Below are 21,056 nucleotides of genomic sequence, written 5' to 3'. Positions count from 1 at the left end.
CAGCTCACTTCTTCGCCACGTCTTCGAAGACGAAGTCCTTCGTCATCGGCGAGGTGTAGTTGCTCTCCAGGCTTTCCAGACCGAAGGGCTTGTTGCGATTGATCCTGAAGACCGAGCCGGCCATGGCCGGTGCACGGCCTGCAATGGGTCCGTAGGTGTAGTTCCCTGAAAGACCGAGGTTGTCCACCATACCGAGCTGCGTGAGTGCCCTCATCACGCCTTCACGGGAAAGGTCGTTGTTGGCCACCGCCTTTTCCAGCAATGCTGTCATGGCGCGCGCCTGGTTGTAGCCCACCACGGCCCAGAGATCCGGCTTCTGATCGGGCCGGAAACGCTTGAGGTCATCGAGCATCGGTGCCACGCCCGGCACGCCGGTGCTGGCCCATTCCACGCCTTCTCCCGCGATCAACACATTCTTCTCAAGGTAGTCGATCGCCGGAGTGCCCAGCAGCGAACCGTGCCACGACGGCCACTGGCCCACCCACTGCGGAGCGTAGCTTGCGCGCGCTGAACTTCCCACGATGTTGACGAGCTGGGCCGGCACCGTGGTGACGAGAACGACTTCACATCGTGCGTTCTTCATCTGATTGATCTGACCGGTGAAGTCGCGATCCTGAGGCCCGAAATACGTGGTCTCGACAACCTTCTTGCCGCTCTTCTCGAGCGCGAACTTCCAGCCCTTGAGGCCCGCCAGGCCGTACGGGTCATCGCGCACCATGGCGCAAAAGTTGGCGTCCTTTTTGTTGCCCTTTCGCAGCAGGTAATCCACCGAGTTGATGGCCATCAACTCATACGTGGATCCGATAGGCAGCAGATTTGGGTCCCTGATCATGAAGCCCTCGAACCCGCCCGGCGCCACCACGAACTTGTCGCGGCGAAGCTCGGGCAGGATGGCTTTGGTGGTGTGCGTGCCAAACACCGATGCGGTCACCACCTCGCCTTTTTGCTTGGCGTAACGCTGCACCGCCTGACTCTCGGTGTTCTGATGATCCTCTGTCAGAACCTTCACCTTGTACTTCCGCGCGATGCCACCATTCGCATTCACGCCATCGAACCACACTTGCATCCCCGTGAGCACAGGTTGCCCGAGTACCGCCACGGGCCCGGTGAGAGGGCCGATGTAGCCAACGCTGATGGTCTGGCCGTCGAAGCCCGGGGCGGGCTTGGGATCGGCGAGGGCGGGGCCGCACAGCAGCGCGAAAACCGGCACGGCCGTCGCGGCGAGGCGGCAGGCAAATGCTTTGGTCATGAATGTCTCCAGTGATTTGATAGAAGGAAGGCCGAAGTCAACTGCCACGTACGCGTTGCTCGAGGCGGCGCCAGAGGCCGCCTAACAGCGCGGACAGGCCACGGGGCGCGACCGTCAGGAATATGACGATGAGCACACCGAAGAGAACCTGGATCAGGGCGAAGACTGAGATCAACCCGCCGTCACCCGGCATTTGCGACACGATGCGCCCGGTGTTGGGTATCACCCCGAGGATGGCCTGCGTGGCGTGCGGCAGACTGATGATCACGGCCGCGCCAACGATGGAGCCAAGCACGCTGCCCACACCTCCGACGATGATCATGGCGAGGTATTGGATGGAGAGCACCAAGGTCCATTCCGCAGGACTTGCGAAGCCTACGTAGGCGCTGTAAAGCCCGCCGCTGAACGCGGCCAGCATGCTCGACATGGCAAACGCGGCCACCTTGTAGCGTGCGATGTCGATACCCAGCACCTCGGCCGTGAGGTCGCGATCGCGGATGGCTTGCAGCGCGCGTCCAGGCCTTGACCGCAAGATGTTCACCAAACCCAGCCCGACCACCGCCACCATTGGCCAGACAACCCACGCGAAGCGCCTGTCCTTCAGCGTCGGATCGCCCATGTCCCAACCCAGGATCGCCAGCGTCGGCGTGATCGCACGACCGCCCACTCCGCCAGTCACCGATGACCAATTGTTGAAGATGTGCAGACCGATGAAGACCAGCGCGATGGTTACCATCACGAGATAGTTGCCGCGAAGGCGCAGCGCGAAAGGTCCCGTGGCCGCGCCCACGGCACCGCCCAGGAGCGCGCAGGCGGCCAGCCAGACCGGCAGCGGCAAGCCCCAATCCCCGCCGACCACGGCTGCGCAGTAGGCACCCATGCCGATGAAAAATGGATGGCCCAGCGACACCTGCCCCGCATTGCCGGAGAGAAGGTTCAAGCCCATTGCGGCGATGGCGGCGATGCCGATGTACACATACAACTTCAGAAGAAAGCCGGTCAGCACCAGAGGTAGCGCGAACCAAGCCACCAGCAGCCCGATCATCAAGAGCCAGCGCAGCGGATGACCCAGCAGATCGAGTCGATGCACGATGGCCGCCCGATGGATCGCACGAGTGGAGTCGGTCCAATCAACCCAAGAGCGCGAAGAAGGAGGGGTGGTGCTCATGTCAGCCTCTGCGCACGCTGCGCGTTCCAAGCAGCCCATACGGCCGCACCAACAGAATGGCGATCAGCACGATGTAGGGCATGACCAGGTGAAAGTTCTTGCCTAGCCATGGCGCGTACACCGGGACGTAGTACGCGGTGAGCACCTCGGCGATGCCGATCAGAACGCCTCCAAGCACAGCACCGGCCGGACTCTCCAGGCCACCGACGATCACAGCGGGAATGGCGGCCAGCGCGATCAGCGACAGCTCGGGGCTCACCACGCGAGCCCCACCCCCCAGGAAGATGCCGGCGACGCCGGCGACCGCGCCAGCAAGGCACCAGGCCGTGTTGAAGACCGTGTTGGGCGAAATGCCCTGGGCCATGGCCGCTTCGCGATCGATCGCCGTGGCCCGCATGGCGATCCCAAGACGGGAAAAGCGGAAGAAAAGATACAGCGCGACGACGATCGCCACTGCAAGCAGCACCGCCCAGAGGTCGATGGTGAACACTGATAGTGGGCCGATCGAGGTCATCGAGATACCCCAGGGATCGCCCATCGTGAGCACGTCGTAGCCCCAGATTGCCGGCGGAATCTGCTCGAGCACGATGAGCACCGCCCACGTCAGCATGATCAGGGTGAAGTGCGGCTTTCCAGCCATCCGCGACAGCACGAGGGTCTGCACCAGTATCCCAACCCCGCCGGTGGCGAACGCTCCTAACAGCAAGGCCAGCCCGAAATGAAGGCCCCATCCACCCACCGCATGGTGTGCCAGGTAGGCGCCAAACATGAGCAGGCCGCCGGTCGTGAAGTTCAGCACGCCGGTGGCCTTGTAGACGATGACGAAGCCGATGGCGATGAGCGCGTACATCGTCCCCTGCGCGAAGCCCGCGAAGAGAATTTGAAAAAAATCAATCATGCTGTGCGTCCCGATCGGTCATTGATGCGCCGCCGCACCGAGGTAAGCCTCGATCACGCGCGGGTCGTTGCGCACGGTGTCCGGGTCGCCGAACTGAATCACTCGACCAAACTCGAGCACCATCACGCGATCGGCCAGATCCATCACGAACCCGACGTCGTGCTCGACGAGCACGATCGTGGTTCCCAGCACCTGACGCACCTGATGGATCGTCAGCGCCATGTGGTCGCGCTCTTCACGGTTCATGCCAGCCACTGGCTCATCCATCAGCAACACGCTCGGCTCCATGGCGAGCGCGCGGCCGAGCTCCACGAGCTTGCGCGTGCCGTAAGGCAGAAGACCGACGGGACGCCCGCAAGCCTCACGCAGCTTGAGCAGGTCGACCAATTCGTCCACGCGTTCGCGGTGAGCGATTTCCTCGTCGCGGGCCTTCCCACGCCATAGCGCCGCCGAGAGAAAGCCGGTCTTCATCAAGGGATGCCGGCCCAGCATCAAGTTGGTTTCCACATCCGCGTTGTCGAACAGGCCCAGGTTCTGGAACGTTCGCCCCAAGCCCAGGCTTACGCCATAGGACGTGGGGCGACCCACCAATTCATGACCGTTCAACCGGATGCTCCCCCTCTGCGGGGCATAGATGGACGAGAGGCAGTTGAAGAGAGACGACTTGCCGGCGCCATTGGGTCCGATGATGGCCAGCAGCTCCGAAGCCTTCACGTCGAAGCTCACGTCGGCCAGCGCCTGCACGCCACCGAACGCCAATGACAGACCTTGCACATCGAGCACGCGCTGTGCAGCCTCGAGCCCGCTCATGCAACGCCCCCAGCTGCGACCGCATCGGCCACCCGAAAGCTGCGGCGCCCCTGGCCCGACATGCCAAGGTAGATCTCACGCACGCGAGGGTCGCTTTGCAAGACGCTGGCCGTTCCACTCACAGCCACCCGACCATTCTCAAGCACCAAGGCGTGGTGGCACAGATCAAGTGCCACACTGGCATTCTGCTCAACCAGAAGCACACTGACGCCGCTCTGGTTGATGCGCAGCAGGATCTCTGAGATCTGCGCCACGATCTTCGGTGCCACGCCAAGCGATGGCTCGTCGAGCAAGAGAAGGCGCGGTGCGGCCATGAGCGCACGACCAATCGCCAGCATCTGCTGCTCGCCGCCGGAGAGATAACCGGCGATGGCATCGAGGCGCTGCTTCAGAATTGGGAAGTAGTCGAGCACGCGATCCAGCGTGTCTTTGAGTTCGGCACGCCTGGCGCCGACGCGCGGACGGGTGTGAGCACCCGCCATGAGATTCTCGGCCACGGTCATCTCACCGAAGATCCGGCGGCCTTCCATGACTTGCGCCAGACCTTGTCGCACGCGCCCGGCGGCATTCAGTCGTTCCATCGCGTGGCCATCGAAGCGAAGGCTGCCGGATTCGACCTGACCATGGTGCACGGGAAGCAGCCCGGAGATGGCACGCAGCACCGTGGTCTTGCCCGCGCCATTGGGTCCGAGAATGGCGACGATCTCACCGGCCGCGAGGGAGTACGAAACGTCCGTCAGCGCTCGCGAGCCGCTGCCATAGCGCACGCTGAGATCGCACACCTCCAACAGTGGCGGCGCCTTGGAGCTACCGGTTTGCATGTCCGACTCAACCAATGGTGAATGGATCGCGCGTGGCGCCCGACAACTCGATCCAGACCGTTTTGGTCTCGAGGAAATCGAGCATGCCTTCGCGCCCGTTTTCTCGGCCTAGCCCGCTGTGGCCAAATCCGCCGAAAGGGGCGAATGGCGCGGCCACGCGGTAGGCATTGATCCATACGGTTCCCGCGCGCAACTTGGCGGCCATGCGGTGGGCCAGGCGCACATCGGTGGTCCATATGCCCGCTGCCAGCCCGTAGTCGGTGCCGTTGGCCAACGCCACCGCCTCGTCCTCCGTGTCAAAAGGCATCACGGCTAGCACGGGACCAAAAACTTCCTCCTGCGCAATGCGCATGTCCTGTGTGACGTCCGTGAGCACCGTGGGCCGCACGAAGAAGCCTCCTGCTTCGCCGGCGACCCCGCCACAAGCGACTTTCGCGCCCTGCGATTTCGCCGTCTCCACCATCGAGAGAATCTTCTGGTGCTGGGCGGCCGTGGCCGCCGGCCCCATCTCGGTTGCCGGATCCATCGGGTCGCCCAAGCGGATGGTGGCGGCGCGCGCCACCAGCGCATCGACGATCGCCTGTTGCACGCTGCGATGCACGATGAGCCGCGAGCCAGCCATGCAGCTTTGGCCCGTGGCCGCGAAGACTCCGCTCATGATGCCGTTGACCGTGGCAGGTATCTCGCAATCGCCAAAGACCACCTGCGCCGATTTGCCTCCCAGCTCGAGCGTGATTCGTTTGAAGCCACTCGCCACCGACTGGGCGATCGCAGCACCCACTCCATCGGAGCCGGTAAACGCCACCTTGTTCACGCGAGGGTCGGTTACCAGCGCGCGGCCGACCTCGGCACCGCCGGTCACCACGTTGAACACACCGGGTGGAACGCCCGCCTCTTCCACCAGCCTGGCGAACACCAATGTGGAGACCGGTGTGTATTCCGATGGCTTCACGACAAAAGTGCAACCCGCCGCCAGGGCAGGTGCCAATTTCCACACCATCAGCAGACCCGGCGAATTCCAGGGTGTGATGGCAGCGACCACTCCCACCGGCTCTCGTCGCGTGAATGCCATAAAGTTCGGCCGGTCGCTGGGCAGGACATCGCCCCATGGCTGTACGGCCTGCCCCGCATGGAAATAGAACCACTCGGGGATGTAGCGCCATTGCGCCAGCATTTCCTTGTAGAGCTTGCCGTTGTCCCGGCTCTCCAGCAACGCCATCTTCTCGGCATCGCGTGCCACCAGATCGCCCAGCTTGCGCAACAAGCCCGCGCGTTGCTGCGGTGTGGTAGCAGGCCAAGCACCGCGGGCAAAGGCATCAGCCGCGGCCCCCACAGCAGCGGCGACGTCCTTCGGGGAAGCATCTGGCACTCGGGCCCAGGGCTGCTGGGTATATGGATTCAGGCTTTCGATCCAGCCGCCGGTACCCGGCGTGGCCTGACCGTTGATCCACATGTCGAAGGTCTCAAGCATGGTGTCTCTTTCGTTTTTTGCATTCCGATCAACGGAAGCGACTACTGATTAACAGAATTAGAAGTCGCGACCACGCCTGCAAATGAGAGGCGAAACCCGGAAGTCGATTCCGTTAAACGGAAGTTGCCGATGCTGCGACATGGAGAGACTCGCATCACGAATTCATGACGCGCGTCGCCTCATTCGTCCTGCTCATTGCTAAAAATTCAATGAGTCAATGGCTCGGGAAGACAACTTCCATGCCAGGCAGCCTCGGGCTGCCGGCAGCAATTGAGCGGCCCCAGCTTCGGGAGAGCAATCGTGGCCGGTGCTTGCGCGCTCGTCAGTGCCTCGCGCTACGTTGGCCGTGCGCTCCGGCGGCCAACCACAAGGCGAGCGCGGCAAACCGCATTGCGCGGCACATGCAACTGCTTGTTGCCGCGCCCGATCCGTGCTTCAGGAAACTGAAGCAGTCTTCCCGGCCCAAAGGTCAACAGGACCGAGCCGATCAGCACCTTGTGTAGCAAGCATCCAGCCCGGATATTCGAGCGGCAGTTCGCTGACCGCGTCGAGTTGGCGGATCTCCTCCTCGCTGAGCGTTAGCGTGGTGGCTGCAATGTTGTCCTCGAGCTGGCTGAGCCGCTTGGCGCCAACCAGAACAGAGGTCACCACCGCTTTGGACAGGAGCCAAGCCAAGGCGACTCTCGCCACACTGCACCCGTGCGCAGCCGCGATCGGGCGCAGCGTGTCAATCACCCTCCATGCACGCTCTTTGTCCACGACGGGAAAGTCGAACTCGGCGCGTCGGGAATCCTCTGGCGACTGCTCGTCGCGGCTGAACTTCCCGGACAGAAGGCCACCTGCGAGTGGACTCCAGACGAGCAGGCCCATTTTTTCCTCCGCGAGAAGCGGAGCGAGCTCGCGCTCTAGATCTCGGCCGGCCAGTGAGTAGTAGGCCTGAAGCGTATTGAAACGCGAAAGATGAAGGCGGGCCGAGAATCCAAGCGCAGTTGCGATGCGCCAGGCTTGCCAGTTCGAGACGCCCAGGTAGCGAACCTTGCCTTGTCGCACCAGATCGTCCAACGCGCGCAGCGTCTCCTCGATGGGTGTGAGGCTGTCGCTTGCGTGAATCTGGTAAAGATCGATGTAGTCCGTTTGCAGCCGTTTAAGGCTACCTTCCACAGCGTCCATGATGTGGCCGCGAGAAGCGCCAACATCGTTTCGGCCCTTGCCGACGCGGCTGTACACTTTGGTCGCAAGCACATAGTCCTTGCGCGCGATGCCAAGATTCCTGAATGCTTGTCCCAACGTGCGCTCGCTCTCACCTGCAGAGTACACATCGGCGGTGTCGAAGAAATTGATGCCCGATTCATAGCTCGCTTTGACGAGCTCATCTGCACCTTCTTGGCCCACGTTCCCGATGTGCTTATAGACGCCGCTCCCATCGCTGAAAGTCATGGTTCCAAGGCAAAGCTGCGAGACGAGCAACCCAGTGTTTCCAAGAGTTCGATACTTCATGATGAATTTGAAGAAGTTTTGCGTTGTGTGAAGGCAAGGAAATGCCAGCGCTGGGCCAGTGTCGACCTGCTCGATCAAGACGAGAAGAGCCAAAGATGCAATATCGTTTTCTGTTTTTGCAGCGTCGATCGGGCATAGCGGGTAGGGGCCTGGTTCACCCTTAACGCTGTTCAAGAGCTCTAACAAATCACAAGAAATCGCATGGACTGGAACGACCTGAAGTACTTTCTGGCTGTATCCCGCACCGGCAGCCTCACACAGGCCGCGCTCGAGCTCGCGGTGAGTCAATCCACTGTGAGTCGGCGCATCGGAGAGTTGGAGTCAAGTCTCGGCTTCAGCGTTTTCGTGCGCCATCAGACAGGCTATTTGCTCACGGATGGAGGGCTTGAGATACTGAAGCACGCTAAGCAGGTCGAAGACGAGGTTCTTGCGTTGGAGCGCAACGCAGCTGGCCTCGATGGATCTCCTACAGGAACGGTTCGCATCGCGACATCGGAAAACTTTGCCACTGACCTTGTCATCCCCGCCATGCCTGCGCTTCGCAAGCGGTATCCGGGCATCTGCCTGGAGATCATCACCGGGACTGCGACTACTGCGCTCGGTCGCCGAGAGGCAGACATCGCATTGCGTGTAACCAGGCCGAGCAGGGGAAATCTCAAGGTCAGACGTGTGGGCCACATGACCTATTCCGTCTATGCGACCCGCAGCTACCTCGAAGAGAACCCGCCTGTTGAGGGTCTGCCGCTAGCAGGTCGTCAATTTGTGACTTGGGATGCCGGCCACGCGCACTTGCCTGCCGCTGTCTGGCTCGCACGCGAGCACCCAGGCTGCAAGATTGCGCTGGTCACGAACAACTTGCCGTCGCAGATCGCGGCAGTTCGCGCAGGATTAGGATTGGCCGTCATTCCGGATTTTCTCGCCGCGCGGGAAGGTTTTGTTCAGGTCATACCCGCAGAGCAACTGTTCAGCAACGATGTTTGGTTGGTCATCCATGCCGATCTCGCCGATTCGCTGAAAGTGCGCGCAGTCAGCGACTTTCTGGCCGAAGAGGTTGTCAATCGAGACCCAACCCTTTCGACGTATGAATGAATGAACGCCTACCGGACGAGCTTGCTGCGTGTAACGCCGTCTTCCGACCGAGCTCGCGATGCGCTGTCGCGGTGGCTGCGCGAGCTTAGGGAGATCCGCGCGATCCTCTCAAGCCGACATCCGCTCTTGACGCCGGCCTCAGGGTGCTGCGACGGAGCATTTCCATTGCATGCTGCGAGATCAATCGCGGCGCCTGAGGCGAAACTCGACTTCTCTCAGCAGTCGGATCGACCGAAGCGGCCTTGTGACCTCGGCCTGGGATTTCGCAATAAATTTGCACTTAGATCGAGTCATGGCCATGTCCACCTGGGGATGATCGAACGCGTGCCGGGAGTGAACGATATATACCGGCGTATGCCCATGCTGCAGTGCCCCCATCATGAAGCAGAAGCACATCACACTGAGTCGGCAGCGGCCGCACTCGAGGCCATGGTTTCCAGAGCGCTGCTCTCTATTTCCCCTGGAACTTCGCAGCTCTCTTCTGCGCCCAGGCCGATTGCCCCTCGCGCAGATCTTCCGAGAGGTAGGCGCTGCGGATGCTCGCGTCGAGCGCCTGCGGGTCGAGCGTGCCGCGCGCGATGCGGTTGAGGTGATGCTTCATGCCGGTCAGCGCGATCGGCGCCATCGATGCGCAGTCGCGCACCAGGGCACCGACCTCCTCTTCCAGTCGCTCGGGTTCCGCGAGCTGCGTCAGGTAGCCGATGCGCCATGGCGAGTCAACGACGGAACCAAGGGGGCAACGAGCACACTGCCTATCGTGCAGGGCCGCCCAACGGGCATCGCTCAACGATCTGTCGAATCCGACGCCTCTTCATCAGCGATCGCATCCGCACCCCACGGGATGTTGGAAATCCAACGTTCAATGGACAGCGGGTCGGTACCCGACCGCAAACCTTTGCGTCATATCGTTCAGGCGCTTGTCTAGAGACCACAGTTCGGCGCCAGGCGTCATCAGCGTCGATGCCACAAGGGTCAGGTCCACGAGGCCACACCCCAATCCAAAGAGACGCTCTTTTTCGATGAAGAGGAGCACTTCGCGCAGGCTGGCTTGCTGCACATGTTGCAGGTGATGCAGATATCCGAGCGTCTGGGTACGCGCTGGCGGTGTACCGCATGCAAGCTCCCCTATCACCATCGGATGAATCAATACTTGGTCAAGCCCGAGCAGCTGCTCCAAGGTGGAGTTCCGCGCGCGAAAATGATCAACCCAAACCGAGGTATCAACCAACACCAGCGTCATGAGCCGGTGCCTTCGCGGCGACGAGGAATGTCGGGCATCTCAGGCATCCGCCCTCCAAGCGCCGCGAGCCGCTTCGCCGACTGGACCCGTACAAAAGTCTTGATCGCTTCCCTGAATAGATCCGCCTTGTCCATGCTTGGGTCCGCAACTTTTAGCGCCTCTTCATACAACGCGTCGTCAATCGTTACCGTTGTTCTCATAGCGAACCCCTTTTTCATCAAATTTGATGCATTTTAGCATCGCATTTGATGCAAGCAACTGGGCGGACGTGCTTGAGCTCACGGCAGCAGGGGTTGTATTCCCGCGGTTGGTCAGGGCCACCAAGCTTAGCCAGTGAGAGCCGCGCCAGCGACGCGTGGTCGCCGACCTGCACATGGGTGTCGCACCTTCAATGCGCCGATGTTTCCCCGACGTGTCGACCGTGCCCTGCAGACGAAGAATCGGAGAAAAAGGGTGCACATGGATGCCAAACAGCCCAGCGGGGCTTCCAAAAAGCCCCAAGCGGCGGAGCTGCGTCAGGCCCTCCCTGCAAAAAGGATTGAAACGCTGCCGATCTCCCAAAATCTTCGCAGCTCTCGCTTGGCGACATAGACGCATATTTTCGCCACTATAGTGGTCAAATCGATTTGACAAATCCGAGACTTTAACCATCATGATGGTTAATATGCAGCAATTCTCCTTTTCATCTGCTGCCCGCGGTACGACCATCGAAGTGCATGCGAACGGCCGATGGCAAGCCGCCGCCACGATCCAGGCGTTGGGAGCAGATCGCTGCCGTTTCGAGTACCTGCCTGAATACGTTTTCAGCGAGGAGAATCCGCAGCCGGTCGCGTTGGGTCAGCCTGTGGGCATCGAAGCCGACCGATTCGTGGAGGGCCTAACAGGCCGCGAGCCGGATCGCCGCCCGCCGGCCTTTGTCTATGACTTGGTGCCACAAGGCAGGGGCCGCAGGTATCTGCTGGACAGGCTGGGTCTGGCAGACGCCGAAAACATGTTGCTGCCGCTCGTCATGAACGGTGCTTTCAATCCGATCGGTTGTCTGCGATTCGAAAGCGCAATGGAATTCTTCCGCGAGGAGGCCGCACGCGGCGCTGATCCTGGCGCACAACGTGGTTTTTCCATGGAAGAGGTTCTGAACCACAGCGAGGAATTTCTCGAGCATCTGTCCCTGCATGCCATGCTTGCCGCAGGCACCACCGGCGTGCAGGGTGTCGCCCCGAAGTTCCTGCTGACGACCGACGAAGCCGGGCGCTGGTTCGCAGACATGGCACTGCCCGACGAACGCGCCACCACACACTGGTTGCTCAAGTTACCCCGAGGAAGAAGCGAGGCAGACCGCACCGTCCTTCGCAATGAGGCCGGTTACCTTCGTCTCGCTGCTGCGTGTGGGCTGCGAATGTCGAGCACGCCGCAACTTCAAGGCGAGGTCCTGTTCGTACGCCGTTTCGATCGGGTCGTCGTCGACGGTCAAGTGCAACGACTGCACCAGGAAAGCCTCGCAAGCATCTGTGACTTGAGGGGTTTCGGTTTGCCCAAGAGCCAGCACTTCCTGCTCTCAGGCTTGCGCTCGGTCGTGTCAGACCCGTTCACGGAAACTGTGGAATTCATTCGACGCGACGTGTTGAATCTGGCCATGCGCAACACCGACAACCATGCACGCAACACAGCCGTGCAGCGCCTGGTCGACGGCACCGTTCGGCTGACACCCCTCTTCGACTTCGCCCCCATGTTCCTGGATCCGGAGGTCGTGGCGCGAGGCTGTCACTGGCGCGACGCTGCTGGAAAACTTCAGCGCAACTGGAGCGAAGTCATAGAAACGCTTCAAGTGAGCGACCAGGAGAGGGAGCGCATCGCACATGCGCTCCATGCCTTCGCGCCCACTGTCTCGGCGCTGGCTGATACGGCCAGGGAATGCGGCGTGGAGCAGGCGGTCATCGAGGCATGCCGCGGCAGTATCGATGCGCAGGCATTGCAGTTGGACGCCTTGCGCGATCTTCTGCCCAGAACCGCACGGAGCAAGCCTCGTGGATAAGCGCCGCAAGTCGCCGGATATCTCGCACGAGCGCAAGCTGCGTCAAGAGATCTACGACGCCATGGCGGCGGGGCGAATGTCTGTGGGACAGGCCGTGGCTGCCATGCGGCGGATCAGCCGCCTGACCCAACCAGAATTCGCCAAGCATCGAGGGCTCAGCGTACAGAGTCTTCGGCTCATCGAGAGCGACAAGACCAATCCAACCATCGACACGCTGGGAAAGATCGCGAGCATCTTTGGATTGCAGGTCGGCTTCGTGCCAAAGACCGGCTCCTGCGTTTCATGGCAGGAACTCGAACACGGCCTGGCAGAGTCGCCCGAAGCGGTACCGCAGCCCTCCTCGGTCGAGCGTCGCGAATGAGCTCAACGCTGCAGATTCCCGTGAAGAATCGTCTGCGCGCTTTCTGCACATGCGCCGCTTGACCTTGAGGGCAGCCGGCAATTGTCCTAAGAAACCTTCAACCTGTAGAACGCACCGTTTTACCCGTCTCGCCTTTTCGTTGCCTCGGATCAAGCGCTTGCCACGCAGCTTCACAGCCACTGCTCCTGCACGGCCCAGCACACCAGTCGCAACTCGCCAAGTGGCAGCACTTCGTATGACCCATCAGCGAACTGCACCTGCGCTTTATCCCCAGCGTGAGGCTTGATGCGCAAGGATCCCCGGCGGCCCTCGTGCTCCACCACCACACCGTTCGGCCGCGGATGGGAACAGCGGATGACCGGGCCGGTGCCGCGCTCTTCTTCTGCACCGGAGTGCTTGGCGAGCTGCCCTGCTGAGCCAACATCTGCTCGACGTCCGAGCGATTGGCGGGCATGTTGCGCCTAAGTGCGGTCGCCTCGGTCTCGCGCCGCCAACTCTACTTCTTGAGCCACAGGTTGCCCACTCTCCTGCCGGGTGCGCCACGGCCGCGCTATCCATTAGATCGACCGACGACACGAACATGCAGTTCGGTGCGCGATTCCTGAATCTAGGAACGCGGCGATTCGCATGCCTGAGCGCCTTATGAACAACCTGGATGCGAAGCAACTTTCGACCGAACCCTTGACGATTTTCATTTCACTGCGCAAGGGCTTGGGCCACTCGAAGTTTGCGAGTTTGCACACGACCCCTTTGTGCTGGTGGTGCTGTCCGCCACCCTGGCCGTGCAGAGCATCCGGATTTCAAGAGCCATGCCCTTCCAAACATTGCCAACGAAAAATGGTCGCTCTTAAGCAAAAACAAATCTGTCACGGGAATCATGCGAATCCGTGCAGCGATCGACTGCCGCCCTGCAGATTCACCATGGAGACAGCCTATGCCAAGGTCCGACGACGATCCGGGGAGCATCCCTCCCACGCGGCCACCATTCCGTGGGGAGCCACGTGACGAGCGATCGTTCGACGTCGTCAATGCCTGCATCGTTGCCGTCATGCTGGCCGTTGCGGTAGGAACTACGGCAGTCGAATGTGTTTTCTACAAGGCCTTTGACGACAACTTGTTCGACCTCGACCGATCCGCCTTGCCATCGCTGCTGGCGATGCTCGGCGCGAAAGATGCCCGATGAAGAGGCCCTGGAAATACCACGTCGAACGCCACCGTACGACGCGCATTGGCTGGCTGCGCCCGGCAGTCCTCGGCGCGAACGATGGCATTGTTTCCACAGCCAGCCTGATCGTGGGCGTGGCAGCGGCCAATGCGGACCACGGCAGCGTGCTGCTCAGCGGTCTGGCCGGACTGGTGGCGGGCGCGATGTCAATGGCGGCAGGCGAATATGTATCGGTCCATTCGCAAGCCGACACGGAGCGCGCGGACCTGTCGCGCGAGCGCGCAGAACTCATAGAAGACCCCGCTTCAGAAGAACGGGAGCTTAGCGCGATCTACGTGAGCCGCGGCCTGGAGCTCACCCTGGCGCGCGAAGTCGCGCGTCAGTTGATGGCGCATGACGCGCTCAGTGCCCACGCTCGTGATGAGCTGGGCATTTCGGAAACCACGTCCACGCGTCCGGTACAAGCCGCGATGGCCTCGGCGTCAAGTTTCGCCGTAGGCGCGGCGCTGCCCCTTGCAACCGCAGTGGCTGCGAGCGGCCCCTATTTGGCGCCCAGTGTTGCCTGCCTTTCCATCGCCTTCCTGGCGCTGCTCGGCGCGGTCGCCGCTCGGACTGGGGGCGCGAGCGTGAGAAACGGCGCCTGGCGCGTCACTCTGTGGGGTGCGCTGGCCATGGGCATTACCGCCGCGACCGGAGCGCTGTTCGGCGCAGCCGTCTGACGCGCGTCGCCCGCATAATGGCAGCGGCCTGCCGTGATCAGCCATCGAACTGGACTAACCGTTTCATGCGCCTCCTGATCGTCGAAGACGACACCCTGCTTGGCGATGCTTTGGCCGCGGGCCTGCGGCAGCTCGGCCACGCGGTCGACTGGTTCGGCGACGGTGCCAAGGCCGATGCAGCCCTGCAGACCGCGCCATTCGATGCGGTCGTGCTGGACCTCGGCCTGCCCGGCGGCGACGGCATGGTCTGGCTGCGACGCTGGCGCGAACGCGGCGTGAAATGCCCACTGCTCGTGCTGACCGCGCGCGACGGCATCGACCAGCGTATTGAGGGCCTCGACGCCGGTGCTGACGACTACCTGGTCAAGCCCATCACCATTGACGAGCTCGCCGCGCGCCTGCGCGCGCTGATTCGTCGCACCGCCGGACAGGCGCAGGCCATCTGGCAGCACGGCGCACTCGAATACGACCCGGCCCACAAGCTCGTGCGCTGGAAGGGAGAACAGGTCGACCTCACCGGTCGCGAACTCGCTGTGCTCGAAGCCCTCCTGAGCCAATCGCAGCGCGTTCTCTCCAAGGCGTACCTGCAGGAAAAGCTCTATGACTGGAGCGGTGCCGAGCCGGAGAGCAATTCGCTGGAGGTGCATATCCACCATTTGCGCCGCAAGATCGATCCGGGCATCGTGCGCACCGTGCGCGGCGTGGGGTATGCCATGGGCTCGGGCGAGACTGGCCCATGAGCCTACAGCGGCGGCTTCTGCTGTATCTGCTGGTCTGTGCGCCCCTGGTGTGGGGCGTCGCGCTCTATTTCTCGATCAGCCGGGCACGCCACGAGGTCAACGAGATGTTCGACACCGAGTTGATCCGGCTGGCGCGCCAGGTGCAGTCCACCCTGAGTCCGGCCTATCCCGGCACGACCGCCGTGCTGCCGCCCGAGCCCCGCGAAGGCGACAAGGATGCAGGCGATGCCGACGTGCGCGATCTCGCGGTAGCTGTCTGGAACAAGGAAGGCCGGCTGATGCTCTCGGACCGCGAAGGCATACAACTGCAGCGCTTCCCGCAGGCGAGCGGATTCGTCGAGCAGGCAGTCGATGGCCGGAACTGGCGAATCTACTACCTGCAATCTACTGATGGAAACTGGCTGGTCGCCGCTGGCCAAGGGGCCTATGAGCGTGACGAGTTGGTATATGGACTGACCATCACGCAGGTCGTGCCCTGGTTGCTGGTGCTACCGATCTTGCTCGCGGTGATGACCTGGGCGGTGCGGCGCGCGCTGTCTCCCATGCGACAGCTCACCACAGAGTTGCGTACGCGCGATGCCTCCGACCTTCAGCCCGTGCCCGACGAGCGTGCCCCGGCCGAGCTCAAGCCCCTGCTCGGCGCCATGAATGGCTTATTCGCCCGCATCGAGGAACTGCTGGTGCGCGAGCGCCGTTTCACCGCTGACGCAGCACACGAACTGCGGACCCCGCTTGCCGTGCTGCGCGCCCAGTGGGATGTGGTGCGCGGCGCCACTAGCAGCGCTGAGCGCGAGCAGGCCGAGCAAAAACTCAGCACCGGCCTGGACCGGATGGCGCGGCTTGTGACGCAGATGCTTTCGCTGTCGCGCGTCGAGTCGGGCGTGACGCCCGCAATGAAGACAGAGATCAACTGGCCCGCGATCGTCGAGCACGCCATGAGCGACTGCCTCGCACTCGCGGAACGCAGGCACATCGAGCTTGCCTGCGAATGGCCGCCACGCGACCAACATCCGATGCCGCTGTTCGGCGACGAGCATCTGCTCACGGTGCTCTTGCGCAACCTGCTGGACAACGCGGTGCGCTACGCACCCGCCGGCACCGGCGTGACGCTGCGCGTCGGGCGCGAGCACCTGGAGCTCGAGAACGAAGGCCCACCCCTTCCGCCCGAGCAACTCGCGCGCATGGGCGAGCGCTTCTACCGTCCCGACGGCCAGGCCGAGCTCGGCAGCGGGCTCGGCGTGTCGATCGTGCGTCGCATCGCCCAGCTGCACGGTCTGGAAGTGGTGTTCGGCACAGGGGCCAGCGACAGGGGGGTGAAGGTGGTGCTGCAATTCGACGCGGCGCACCGCTGACGGGGCGCCACGCCGCGCTCGGCTACTTCGCCTTGGCTTTCTCGAGCAGCACGCGGGCTTCCTCGCGCCGGCCAGCGTCCGAGATCTGCCGCCCCGCGCGCGCTGGCGCCTGCATAGCGCGTTCGAGGTAGGTCACCGCCTGCTCCGGCTGCTTGGTCTCGATCAGGTACTCGCCATAGAAGAAGTTGGGATCGATGCCCTTCGGATTGAGCACGAGCGCCTTCTGCAACAGTTCCTTGGCCTTGGCCTTGTCGCCGAAGCCCACGGGCCAGCCGGGCACCTTGTAGTAGAGAACCCCCAGGCTGTTGTACGCCGAGCCGTCGAGCACATCGCCGTTGATCGCAATGGCCGACTCGTAGAGCGCCTTGGCCTGCTTGACCAGTCCGAGCGCCCCGAGCCCGCCCTTCTCGCCTGCCCACGAGCTGACGATGATCCCTTCCCAGACCAACGGCTCCGCGCGGCCCGGCTGGCTCTCGCTGATCTTGCGGGCCTTCGCCGCGAGCGCTTCGAAGCGCTTCTCGCGCTCGGCCACGGGTGTCTGGTAGCGGATCACTTCCCAGTCGTGCTGCAGTTCGGCGACCGCGTCGTCCACGGCGGCGGCACGCACGATCTGCGGCGATGCCACGGCCATCGTGGCAACCACAAACATGCCGATCAGCCACCTGCGGCGCATGCCGACATGAAGGGGCAAGGCGTTCGGGAGGGCGAGGTTCATGGGTCTTCCTTCGTATTTCACAGGGTGTGGTTCATCAGGGAATGGGAGTCGGTGGCCGGCCCTTCGCGCTCGTCGCCGCAGTCCAGCGCGAGCTTCGCCGGCCGTGCGACCGGCGGCAGGCTGCGCCGGTGCTTGACGAAGGCTGCGTCCAGCAACGTCGGGGCCAGGCCATTGAGGCGCACGGCCAGCTTCTCGGGAAATCCGAGAAAGCATTCGGCCTTGCCGCTTTCGAGCATCCGCAGCAGCGCGCGCGCCGCCACGTCGGGCGTATCCATCGCAGTGCCTGTCGCCTTGTTGTAGCCCTCGACCGCCCCGCTGTTGAAGCCGGTGCGTGTGCTGCGCGGCCCAAGGTACTGCACGCGGACGTCGGTATCGCCGAGTTCTCGGCGCAGCGATTCGGCGAAACCCCGCAGGCCGAACTTGCTTGCGCTGTAGACGCTGAAGCCTGGCAAGCCGAGCCGGCCGAGCACGGAGCCCACGAAGATGATCTGCGCTTGCGGCAGGCCGCGAAGATGCGGCAGCAGGGCCTGCGTCAACAGCATGGGCACGAAGAGGTTCAGGTGCAGCACCTGCGCCATTTCATTGGCGTCCAGGGATTCGATGCGCCCGAAGCCCGGCACGCCCGCGTTATGCACCAGCACATTGCAGCCCCATCCCGTTGCGACTTCGGCGATGCCGCTGAGGCTGGGGATGCGGGCAAGATCGGCGGCATACCACTCCACGCACTGGCGCTGGACCCCGCAGTCGCGCACAAGGGCACGGGCCTGGGCCGAGAGCCGTGCGGGCGATCGCCCGACGAGCATCACCGACGCGCCGGCCTTCACCAACATACGGACGGCGGCATCGCCGATGCCGCCACCCGCTCCCGTGAACAGCACGCGGCTGGCCTCGACTTTCATGCGGCGGCTCCTGCGGCAGCGGCCTGGCCAGCCGTGTTCGGCAGCGGCAGGCTGCGGAACACGTCGCCGTAGAGGCGGAAGAAGGCGCGCGCGGCATGCACGATGTCGTCCTGGTCCTGCGGGTTCTCGATCCGGTCCATCAGCAACTCAAAATGCGCTGTGTGCTCTTGGTCGAGCGTGCCGTGCGATCGCAGATAGCTGAAGGCCGCGTCGGGCAATTGCAGCGGCTTCTGGATCTGATCAGCCGCCAGCAGCGCAAGCGAGACGCTGGTGCCTTCCAGCACATGCACCATGCCGAAGAAGCCCAGCGGGTTGCGCCGAGCGATTGTGTCGTAGGCATAGGCCACCATCACCTCGGTGGCGTGACCGGGCGGGCCATTGCGCACGGCATCGGCATCCCCGCCGCAGGCACGGATGTCGTTGAGAATCCACTCGTCGTGGCCCTGCTCTTCCTCAATGTATTCGTCCAGTGGACCCTGCAGCCAGAGATTGCGCTCCTGTAATGCGGACTTGCAGGCACGCAGCAGCGGCACCGTGTGGCGCACGTGGTGATAGGCCTCGCGCAGGAATGCGAGGTAGCTGGGCCGCGAAACCTCACCGCGCAGGCATCCCTGGATGATGGGCGTGCCCAGCAGCCCCATGCGGGCATCGGCGGTCTGCGAAAGAAGTCGTGCGTGAAAGCTCATGAAAACTCCGGATCGGTGGATGAAGCCGCCGTCATGCCCAGGGCATCGGCGTGAAGTTGCAGCACGGTCACGCGCTGCGGCCGCCCGTTGGCTGTGGCGGTGCCGGCTTCGACCGAGAAAGCCGCGCGTCCGCGCACCCAGTTCCGTACGCGGGCATAGTCGGGAAGCGCCGCATTGGCCGCATCGACCGCGGCTTGCAAGGCCGCGTCACTCGCATCGGGCCGCAGTGGCCAAAGCACCGCGCTCAGCGCAGGCTGGGCATCGCCGAAGACCACCGCCTGCGCAATCGCGTTCTCGCTTCGCAGCGCGGTCTCCACCCATTCGGGCGAGACGTTGCGTCCGAAGGCGGTGATCAGCAGATGCTTCTTGCGCCCGTCGATGTGAAGGAACCCCTCGTCGTCGATGCGTCCGAGGTCCCCCGAAGGCCACCATGCCGGCGCCGCGGCGTCGCTCCCGAGGTAGCCGCCGAAAAGGCTGCCGGCCACCTCGATTTCGCCGTCGTGGGCGATGCGGATTTGCGCATGCGGCAAGGCGCGGCCGGCCGCCCCAGGGCGGTCGCTGCCCGGCAAATTCAGCGTCTGCACCGAAGCGCCTTCAGAGAGCCCGTAGCCCTCGTACGCCGGTATGCCGAGCGCGCGGGCACCGTGGATCAGCTTCACGCCCACCGCCGCACCGCCGACAGCGACCAACCGCAGCGAATCGGGCGCGCGCTGGCCGCTTTGCATCAGGTGGCCGGCCCAGGCACGTAACATCTGCGGCAGCAAGATGATGCTGTTGGGCTGTTGTGCCACCACTACCTCGTGGAAGCGCTCCGCATCGAAGCTCGACGAACCGCTTAGCCCCAGGCTTTGCAGCGGTAGGGTGACGCAGGTCGCGCCCTTCAGCAGCGGCGCCATAACACCGGCAATGTTCTCCAGCAGCACCGCAAAGGGCAAGGCGCACAGGTGGCGCCGGATGTCCAGCGGTTCCATCGCCTGCACCAAGGCCAAAGCCACCCGCTGCATCGCGGCCTCGCTCAGGCACACCCCCTTGGGCGATCCGGTGGTGCCCGAGGTGAAGGTGATCTTGGCGGTGCCCGCCGCCATCGGGACCGGGCGGGCGGGAAGACGCAGCATCGCCAGCGACTGGCCGGCGACCGCGCATTCGATGGCGGGCACCTGCGGCCAGCGCGCAGCGAGCGCGGGCAGCGTGAGCACGGTGTCCACGCCGGCCGCGCCCAGTGCATGGTCGATCTGCTCGGGCGTGAAAAACACGGGCAGCGGTACGTGCACCAGCCCCGCCTGCAATGCCGCGCGATCGGCGACCACCCAGGCGGGCGAGTTGTCCATCAGCGTGGCGACGACGCGGCAATCCACGGCGCGCAGGCGTTGCGCCAACCGGGCTGCTTCGTGGTCCAGTTCTGCGAAGGTCCAGCGGCGCTTGCCATCGTCGAGCGCCGCGGCGGACGGATTGATGCGGCCACTCATCGGACGACTCCCTGCGTGCCGGGCCGGCGTGCCATGTAGCGGCGCAACGCGCGCTTCAGGTGCGTGGCCAGTACCACGGGCTGGTGATCGTAGTAGCTTCCCCAGGGCGCGGCCTCCTCGCCCAATACTGCGGGGTCGGCAGCGCCAAGCGTGAGCGGCGCCACACCGAGCCGGACCAGCATCGGACGCAATTCCTGCGTGACCGTGCCGACCACCCACTCGAACCCCTCTGCAGCCAGATGCGGAGCCAGCACCTGGATCAGGCGCCGGCCTTCGCCGCCGCGGCTCGCCGCGAGATGGCCGACCTCAACAATCTCCGCACGCGTGGGGCGCGCATCGGCGTTCGCCGCCAGCATTGCTTCGACCGGCGACGGCAGGTAACGCTCGAGAAAAAGCGGCTCCTGCGCCGCGCTTCTGTAACCCGCGGCCGCAAGCAATTTGCCGCCCTCGCGCAGGCCGACCAGCACGGGCGCGAAATGCGGCACCTTCGCTGAGTAGCGGCGCGCGTAAACCTCGCTGATGAAATTTTCGACGTCGGCCCTGCGTGGATCACCGATGCAGTGCAACGTGAGCTCGGGCGCAAGGACCTCGGGAAGGCCGCCCGGCGATGAGACCGCGCTGTCGCGTGATGGCGATGAGATGAACATGCACTTTCCTCGGGATGCCCGCGCGGAAGGC

At 63.4% G+C, this 21,056-nt stretch carries 22 protein-coding genes; 7 read left to right on the top strand and 15 right to left on the bottom strand.

Going from position 1 to position 21,056, the window contains the following annotated elements; all coding sequences use genetic code 11:
- Positions 1 to 4: 4 nt before the first annotated feature.
- The 7 genes from INQ48_36435 to INQ48_36405 form a co-directional block, all read right to left on the bottom strand.
- Positions 5 to 1,249, bottom strand: coding sequence for an ABC transporter substrate-binding protein (locus INQ48_36435; protein QRF62956.1), 1,245 nt, complete (start codon positions 1,247 to 1,249; stop codon positions 5 to 7).
- Between the two features lie 37 nt (positions 1,250 to 1,286).
- Positions 1,287 to 2,417 carry a branched-chain amino acid ABC transporter permease gene (locus INQ48_36430; protein QRF62955.1) on the bottom strand — a complete coding sequence of 377 codons (1,131 nt, stop codon included), beginning with the start codon at positions 2,415 to 2,417 and terminating at the stop codon, positions 1,287 to 1,289.
- A gap of 1 nt (position 2,418) precedes the next feature.
- The gene (locus INQ48_36425) at positions 2,419 to 3,315 is read right to left on the bottom strand and encodes a branched-chain amino acid ABC transporter permease (protein QRF62954.1); all 897 of its coding nucleotides are present in this window, start codon (positions 3,313 to 3,315) and stop codon (positions 2,419 to 2,421) included.
- Between the two features lie 18 nt (positions 3,316 to 3,333).
- Positions 3,334 to 4,125 carry an ABC transporter ATP-binding protein gene (locus tag INQ48_36420; protein QRF62953.1) on the bottom strand — a complete coding sequence of 264 codons (792 nt, stop codon included), beginning with the start codon at positions 4,123 to 4,125 and terminating at the stop codon, positions 3,334 to 3,336.
- On the bottom strand, positions 4,122 to 4,946 hold the full coding sequence (locus INQ48_36415) for an ABC transporter ATP-binding protein (protein QRF62952.1): 825 nt from the start codon (positions 4,944 to 4,946) through the stop codon (positions 4,122 to 4,124). The genes INQ48_36420 and INQ48_36415 overlap by 4 nt, the downstream gene beginning before the upstream one ends.
- Positions 4,947 to 4,953: 7 nt before the next feature.
- Positions 4,954 to 6,417 carry an aldehyde dehydrogenase gene (locus INQ48_36410; protein QRF62951.1) on the bottom strand — a complete coding sequence of 488 codons (1,464 nt, stop codon included), beginning with the start codon at positions 6,415 to 6,417 and terminating at the stop codon, positions 4,954 to 4,956.
- Positions 6,418 to 6,852: 435 nt separating this feature from the next.
- Positions 6,853 to 7,914, bottom strand: coding sequence for an aldo/keto reductase (locus INQ48_36405; protein ID QRF63124.1), 1,062 nt, complete (start codon positions 7,912 to 7,914; stop codon positions 6,853 to 6,855).
- A gap of 201 nt (positions 7,915 to 8,115) precedes the next feature.
- On the opposite strand from INQ48_36405, the gene INQ48_36400 reads away from it, so the two are divergent.
- Positions 8,116 to 9,003 carry a LysR family transcriptional regulator gene (locus INQ48_36400; protein QRF62950.1) on the top strand — a complete coding sequence of 296 codons (888 nt, stop codon included), beginning with the start codon at positions 8,116 to 8,118 and terminating at the stop codon, positions 9,001 to 9,003.
- 451 nt (positions 9,004 to 9,454) lie between these two features.
- Here INQ48_36400 and INQ48_36395 read toward each other — a convergent pair whose 3' ends face one another.
- The 3 genes from INQ48_36395 to INQ48_36385 form a co-directional block, all read right to left on the bottom strand.
- On the bottom strand, positions 9,455 to 9,790 hold the full coding sequence (locus INQ48_36395) for a hypothetical protein (GenBank protein ID QRF62949.1): 336 nt from the start codon (positions 9,788 to 9,790) through the stop codon (positions 9,455 to 9,457).
- A 72-nt stretch (positions 9,791 to 9,862) separates the two neighbouring features.
- Positions 9,863 to 10,243, bottom strand: coding sequence for a VapC toxin family PIN domain ribonuclease (locus INQ48_36390; protein QRF62948.1), 381 nt, complete (start codon positions 10,241 to 10,243; stop codon positions 9,863 to 9,865).
- Positions 10,240 to 10,443 carry a type II toxin-antitoxin system VapB family antitoxin gene (locus INQ48_36385; protein QRF63123.1) on the bottom strand — a complete coding sequence of 68 codons (204 nt, stop codon included), beginning with the start codon at positions 10,441 to 10,443 and terminating at the stop codon, positions 10,240 to 10,242. Before INQ48_36385 ends, INQ48_36390 begins: the two co-directional genes overlap by 4 nt.
- A 464-nt stretch (positions 10,444 to 10,907) precedes the next feature.
- Here INQ48_36385 and INQ48_36380 point away from each other — a divergent pair, with 464 nt between their 5' ends.
- The 6 genes from INQ48_36380 to INQ48_36355 all read left to right on the top strand — a co-directional run bounded on the left by INQ48_36380 (position 10,908) and on the right by INQ48_36355 (position 16,612).
- Positions 10,908 to 12,275, top strand: coding sequence for a HipA domain-containing protein (locus tag INQ48_36380; protein QRF62947.1), 1,368 nt, complete (start codon positions 10,908 to 10,910; stop codon positions 12,273 to 12,275).
- The gene (locus INQ48_36375; GenBank protein QRF62946.1) at positions 12,202 to 12,636 is read left to right on the top strand and encodes a helix-turn-helix transcriptional regulator; all 435 of its coding nucleotides are present in this window, start codon (positions 12,202 to 12,204) and stop codon (positions 12,634 to 12,636) included. The genes INQ48_36380 and INQ48_36375 overlap by 74 nt, the downstream gene beginning before the upstream one ends.
- A 934-nt stretch (positions 12,637 to 13,570) precedes the next feature.
- The gene (locus tag INQ48_36370; GenBank protein ID QRF62945.1) at positions 13,571 to 13,819 is read left to right on the top strand and encodes a hypothetical protein; all 249 of its coding nucleotides are present in this window, start codon (positions 13,571 to 13,573) and stop codon (positions 13,817 to 13,819) included.
- Positions 13,816 to 14,520 (top strand): VIT family protein, encoded by a 705-nt coding sequence (locus INQ48_36365; protein ID QRF62944.1) that lies wholly within the window; start codon positions 13,816 to 13,818, stop codon positions 14,518 to 14,520. Before INQ48_36370 ends, INQ48_36365 begins: the two co-directional genes overlap by 4 nt.
- Positions 14,521 to 14,585: 65 nt before the next feature.
- A complete protein-coding gene (locus INQ48_36360) occupies positions 14,586 to 15,260 on the top strand; it encodes a response regulator (protein QRF62943.1) in 675 nt (224 codons plus the stop codon).
- On the top strand, positions 15,257 to 16,612 hold the full coding sequence (locus INQ48_36355; protein QRF62942.1) for a sensor histidine kinase N-terminal domain-containing protein: 1,356 nt from the start codon (positions 15,257 to 15,259) through the stop codon (positions 16,610 to 16,612). Before INQ48_36360 ends, INQ48_36355 begins: the two co-directional genes overlap by 4 nt.
- 22 nt (positions 16,613 to 16,634) lie before the next feature.
- Here INQ48_36355 and INQ48_36350 read toward each other — a convergent pair whose 3' ends face one another.
- The 5 genes from INQ48_36350 to INQ48_36330 are packed head-to-tail and all read right to left on the bottom strand — an operon-like array spanning position 16,635 to position 21,025.
- The gene (locus tag INQ48_36350) at positions 16,635 to 17,285 is read right to left on the bottom strand and encodes a hypothetical protein (GenBank protein ID QRF63122.1); all 651 of its coding nucleotides are present in this window, start codon (positions 17,283 to 17,285) and stop codon (positions 16,635 to 16,637) included.
- A gap of 59 nt (positions 17,286 to 17,344) precedes the next feature.
- Positions 17,345 to 18,226: an SDR family oxidoreductase gene (locus INQ48_36345; GenBank protein QRF62941.1), complete on the bottom strand. Its 882-nt coding sequence runs from the start codon at positions 18,224 to 18,226 to the stop codon at positions 17,345 to 17,347.
- Positions 18,223 to 18,912 (bottom strand): iron-containing redox enzyme family protein, encoded by a 690-nt coding sequence (locus tag INQ48_36340; GenBank protein ID QRF62940.1) that lies wholly within the window; start codon positions 18,910 to 18,912, stop codon positions 18,223 to 18,225. The genes INQ48_36345 and INQ48_36340 overlap by 4 nt, the downstream gene beginning before the upstream one ends.
- Complete coding sequence (locus tag INQ48_36335) at positions 18,909 to 20,378, bottom strand: AMP-binding protein (GenBank protein ID QRF62939.1); 1,470 nt, start codon at positions 20,376 to 20,378, stop codon at positions 18,909 to 18,911. The genes INQ48_36340 and INQ48_36335 overlap by 4 nt, the downstream gene beginning before the upstream one ends.
- A complete protein-coding gene (locus tag INQ48_36330) occupies positions 20,375 to 21,025 on the bottom strand; it encodes a thermostable hemolysin (protein QRF62938.1) in 651 nt (216 codons plus the stop codon). Before INQ48_36330 ends, INQ48_36335 begins: the two co-directional genes overlap by 4 nt.
- Between the last annotated feature and the right edge of the window lie 31 nt (positions 21,026 to 21,056).

The sequence above is a fragment of the Variovorax paradoxus genome (assembly GCA_016806145.1).
In the GTDB taxonomy this organism is placed as follows: domain Bacteria; phylum Pseudomonadota; class Gammaproteobacteria; order Burkholderiales; family Burkholderiaceae_C; genus Variovorax.
The sequence above is the reverse complement of the archived record's forward strand: the minus strand, read 5'-3'. Positions and strand labels throughout refer to the sequence as shown.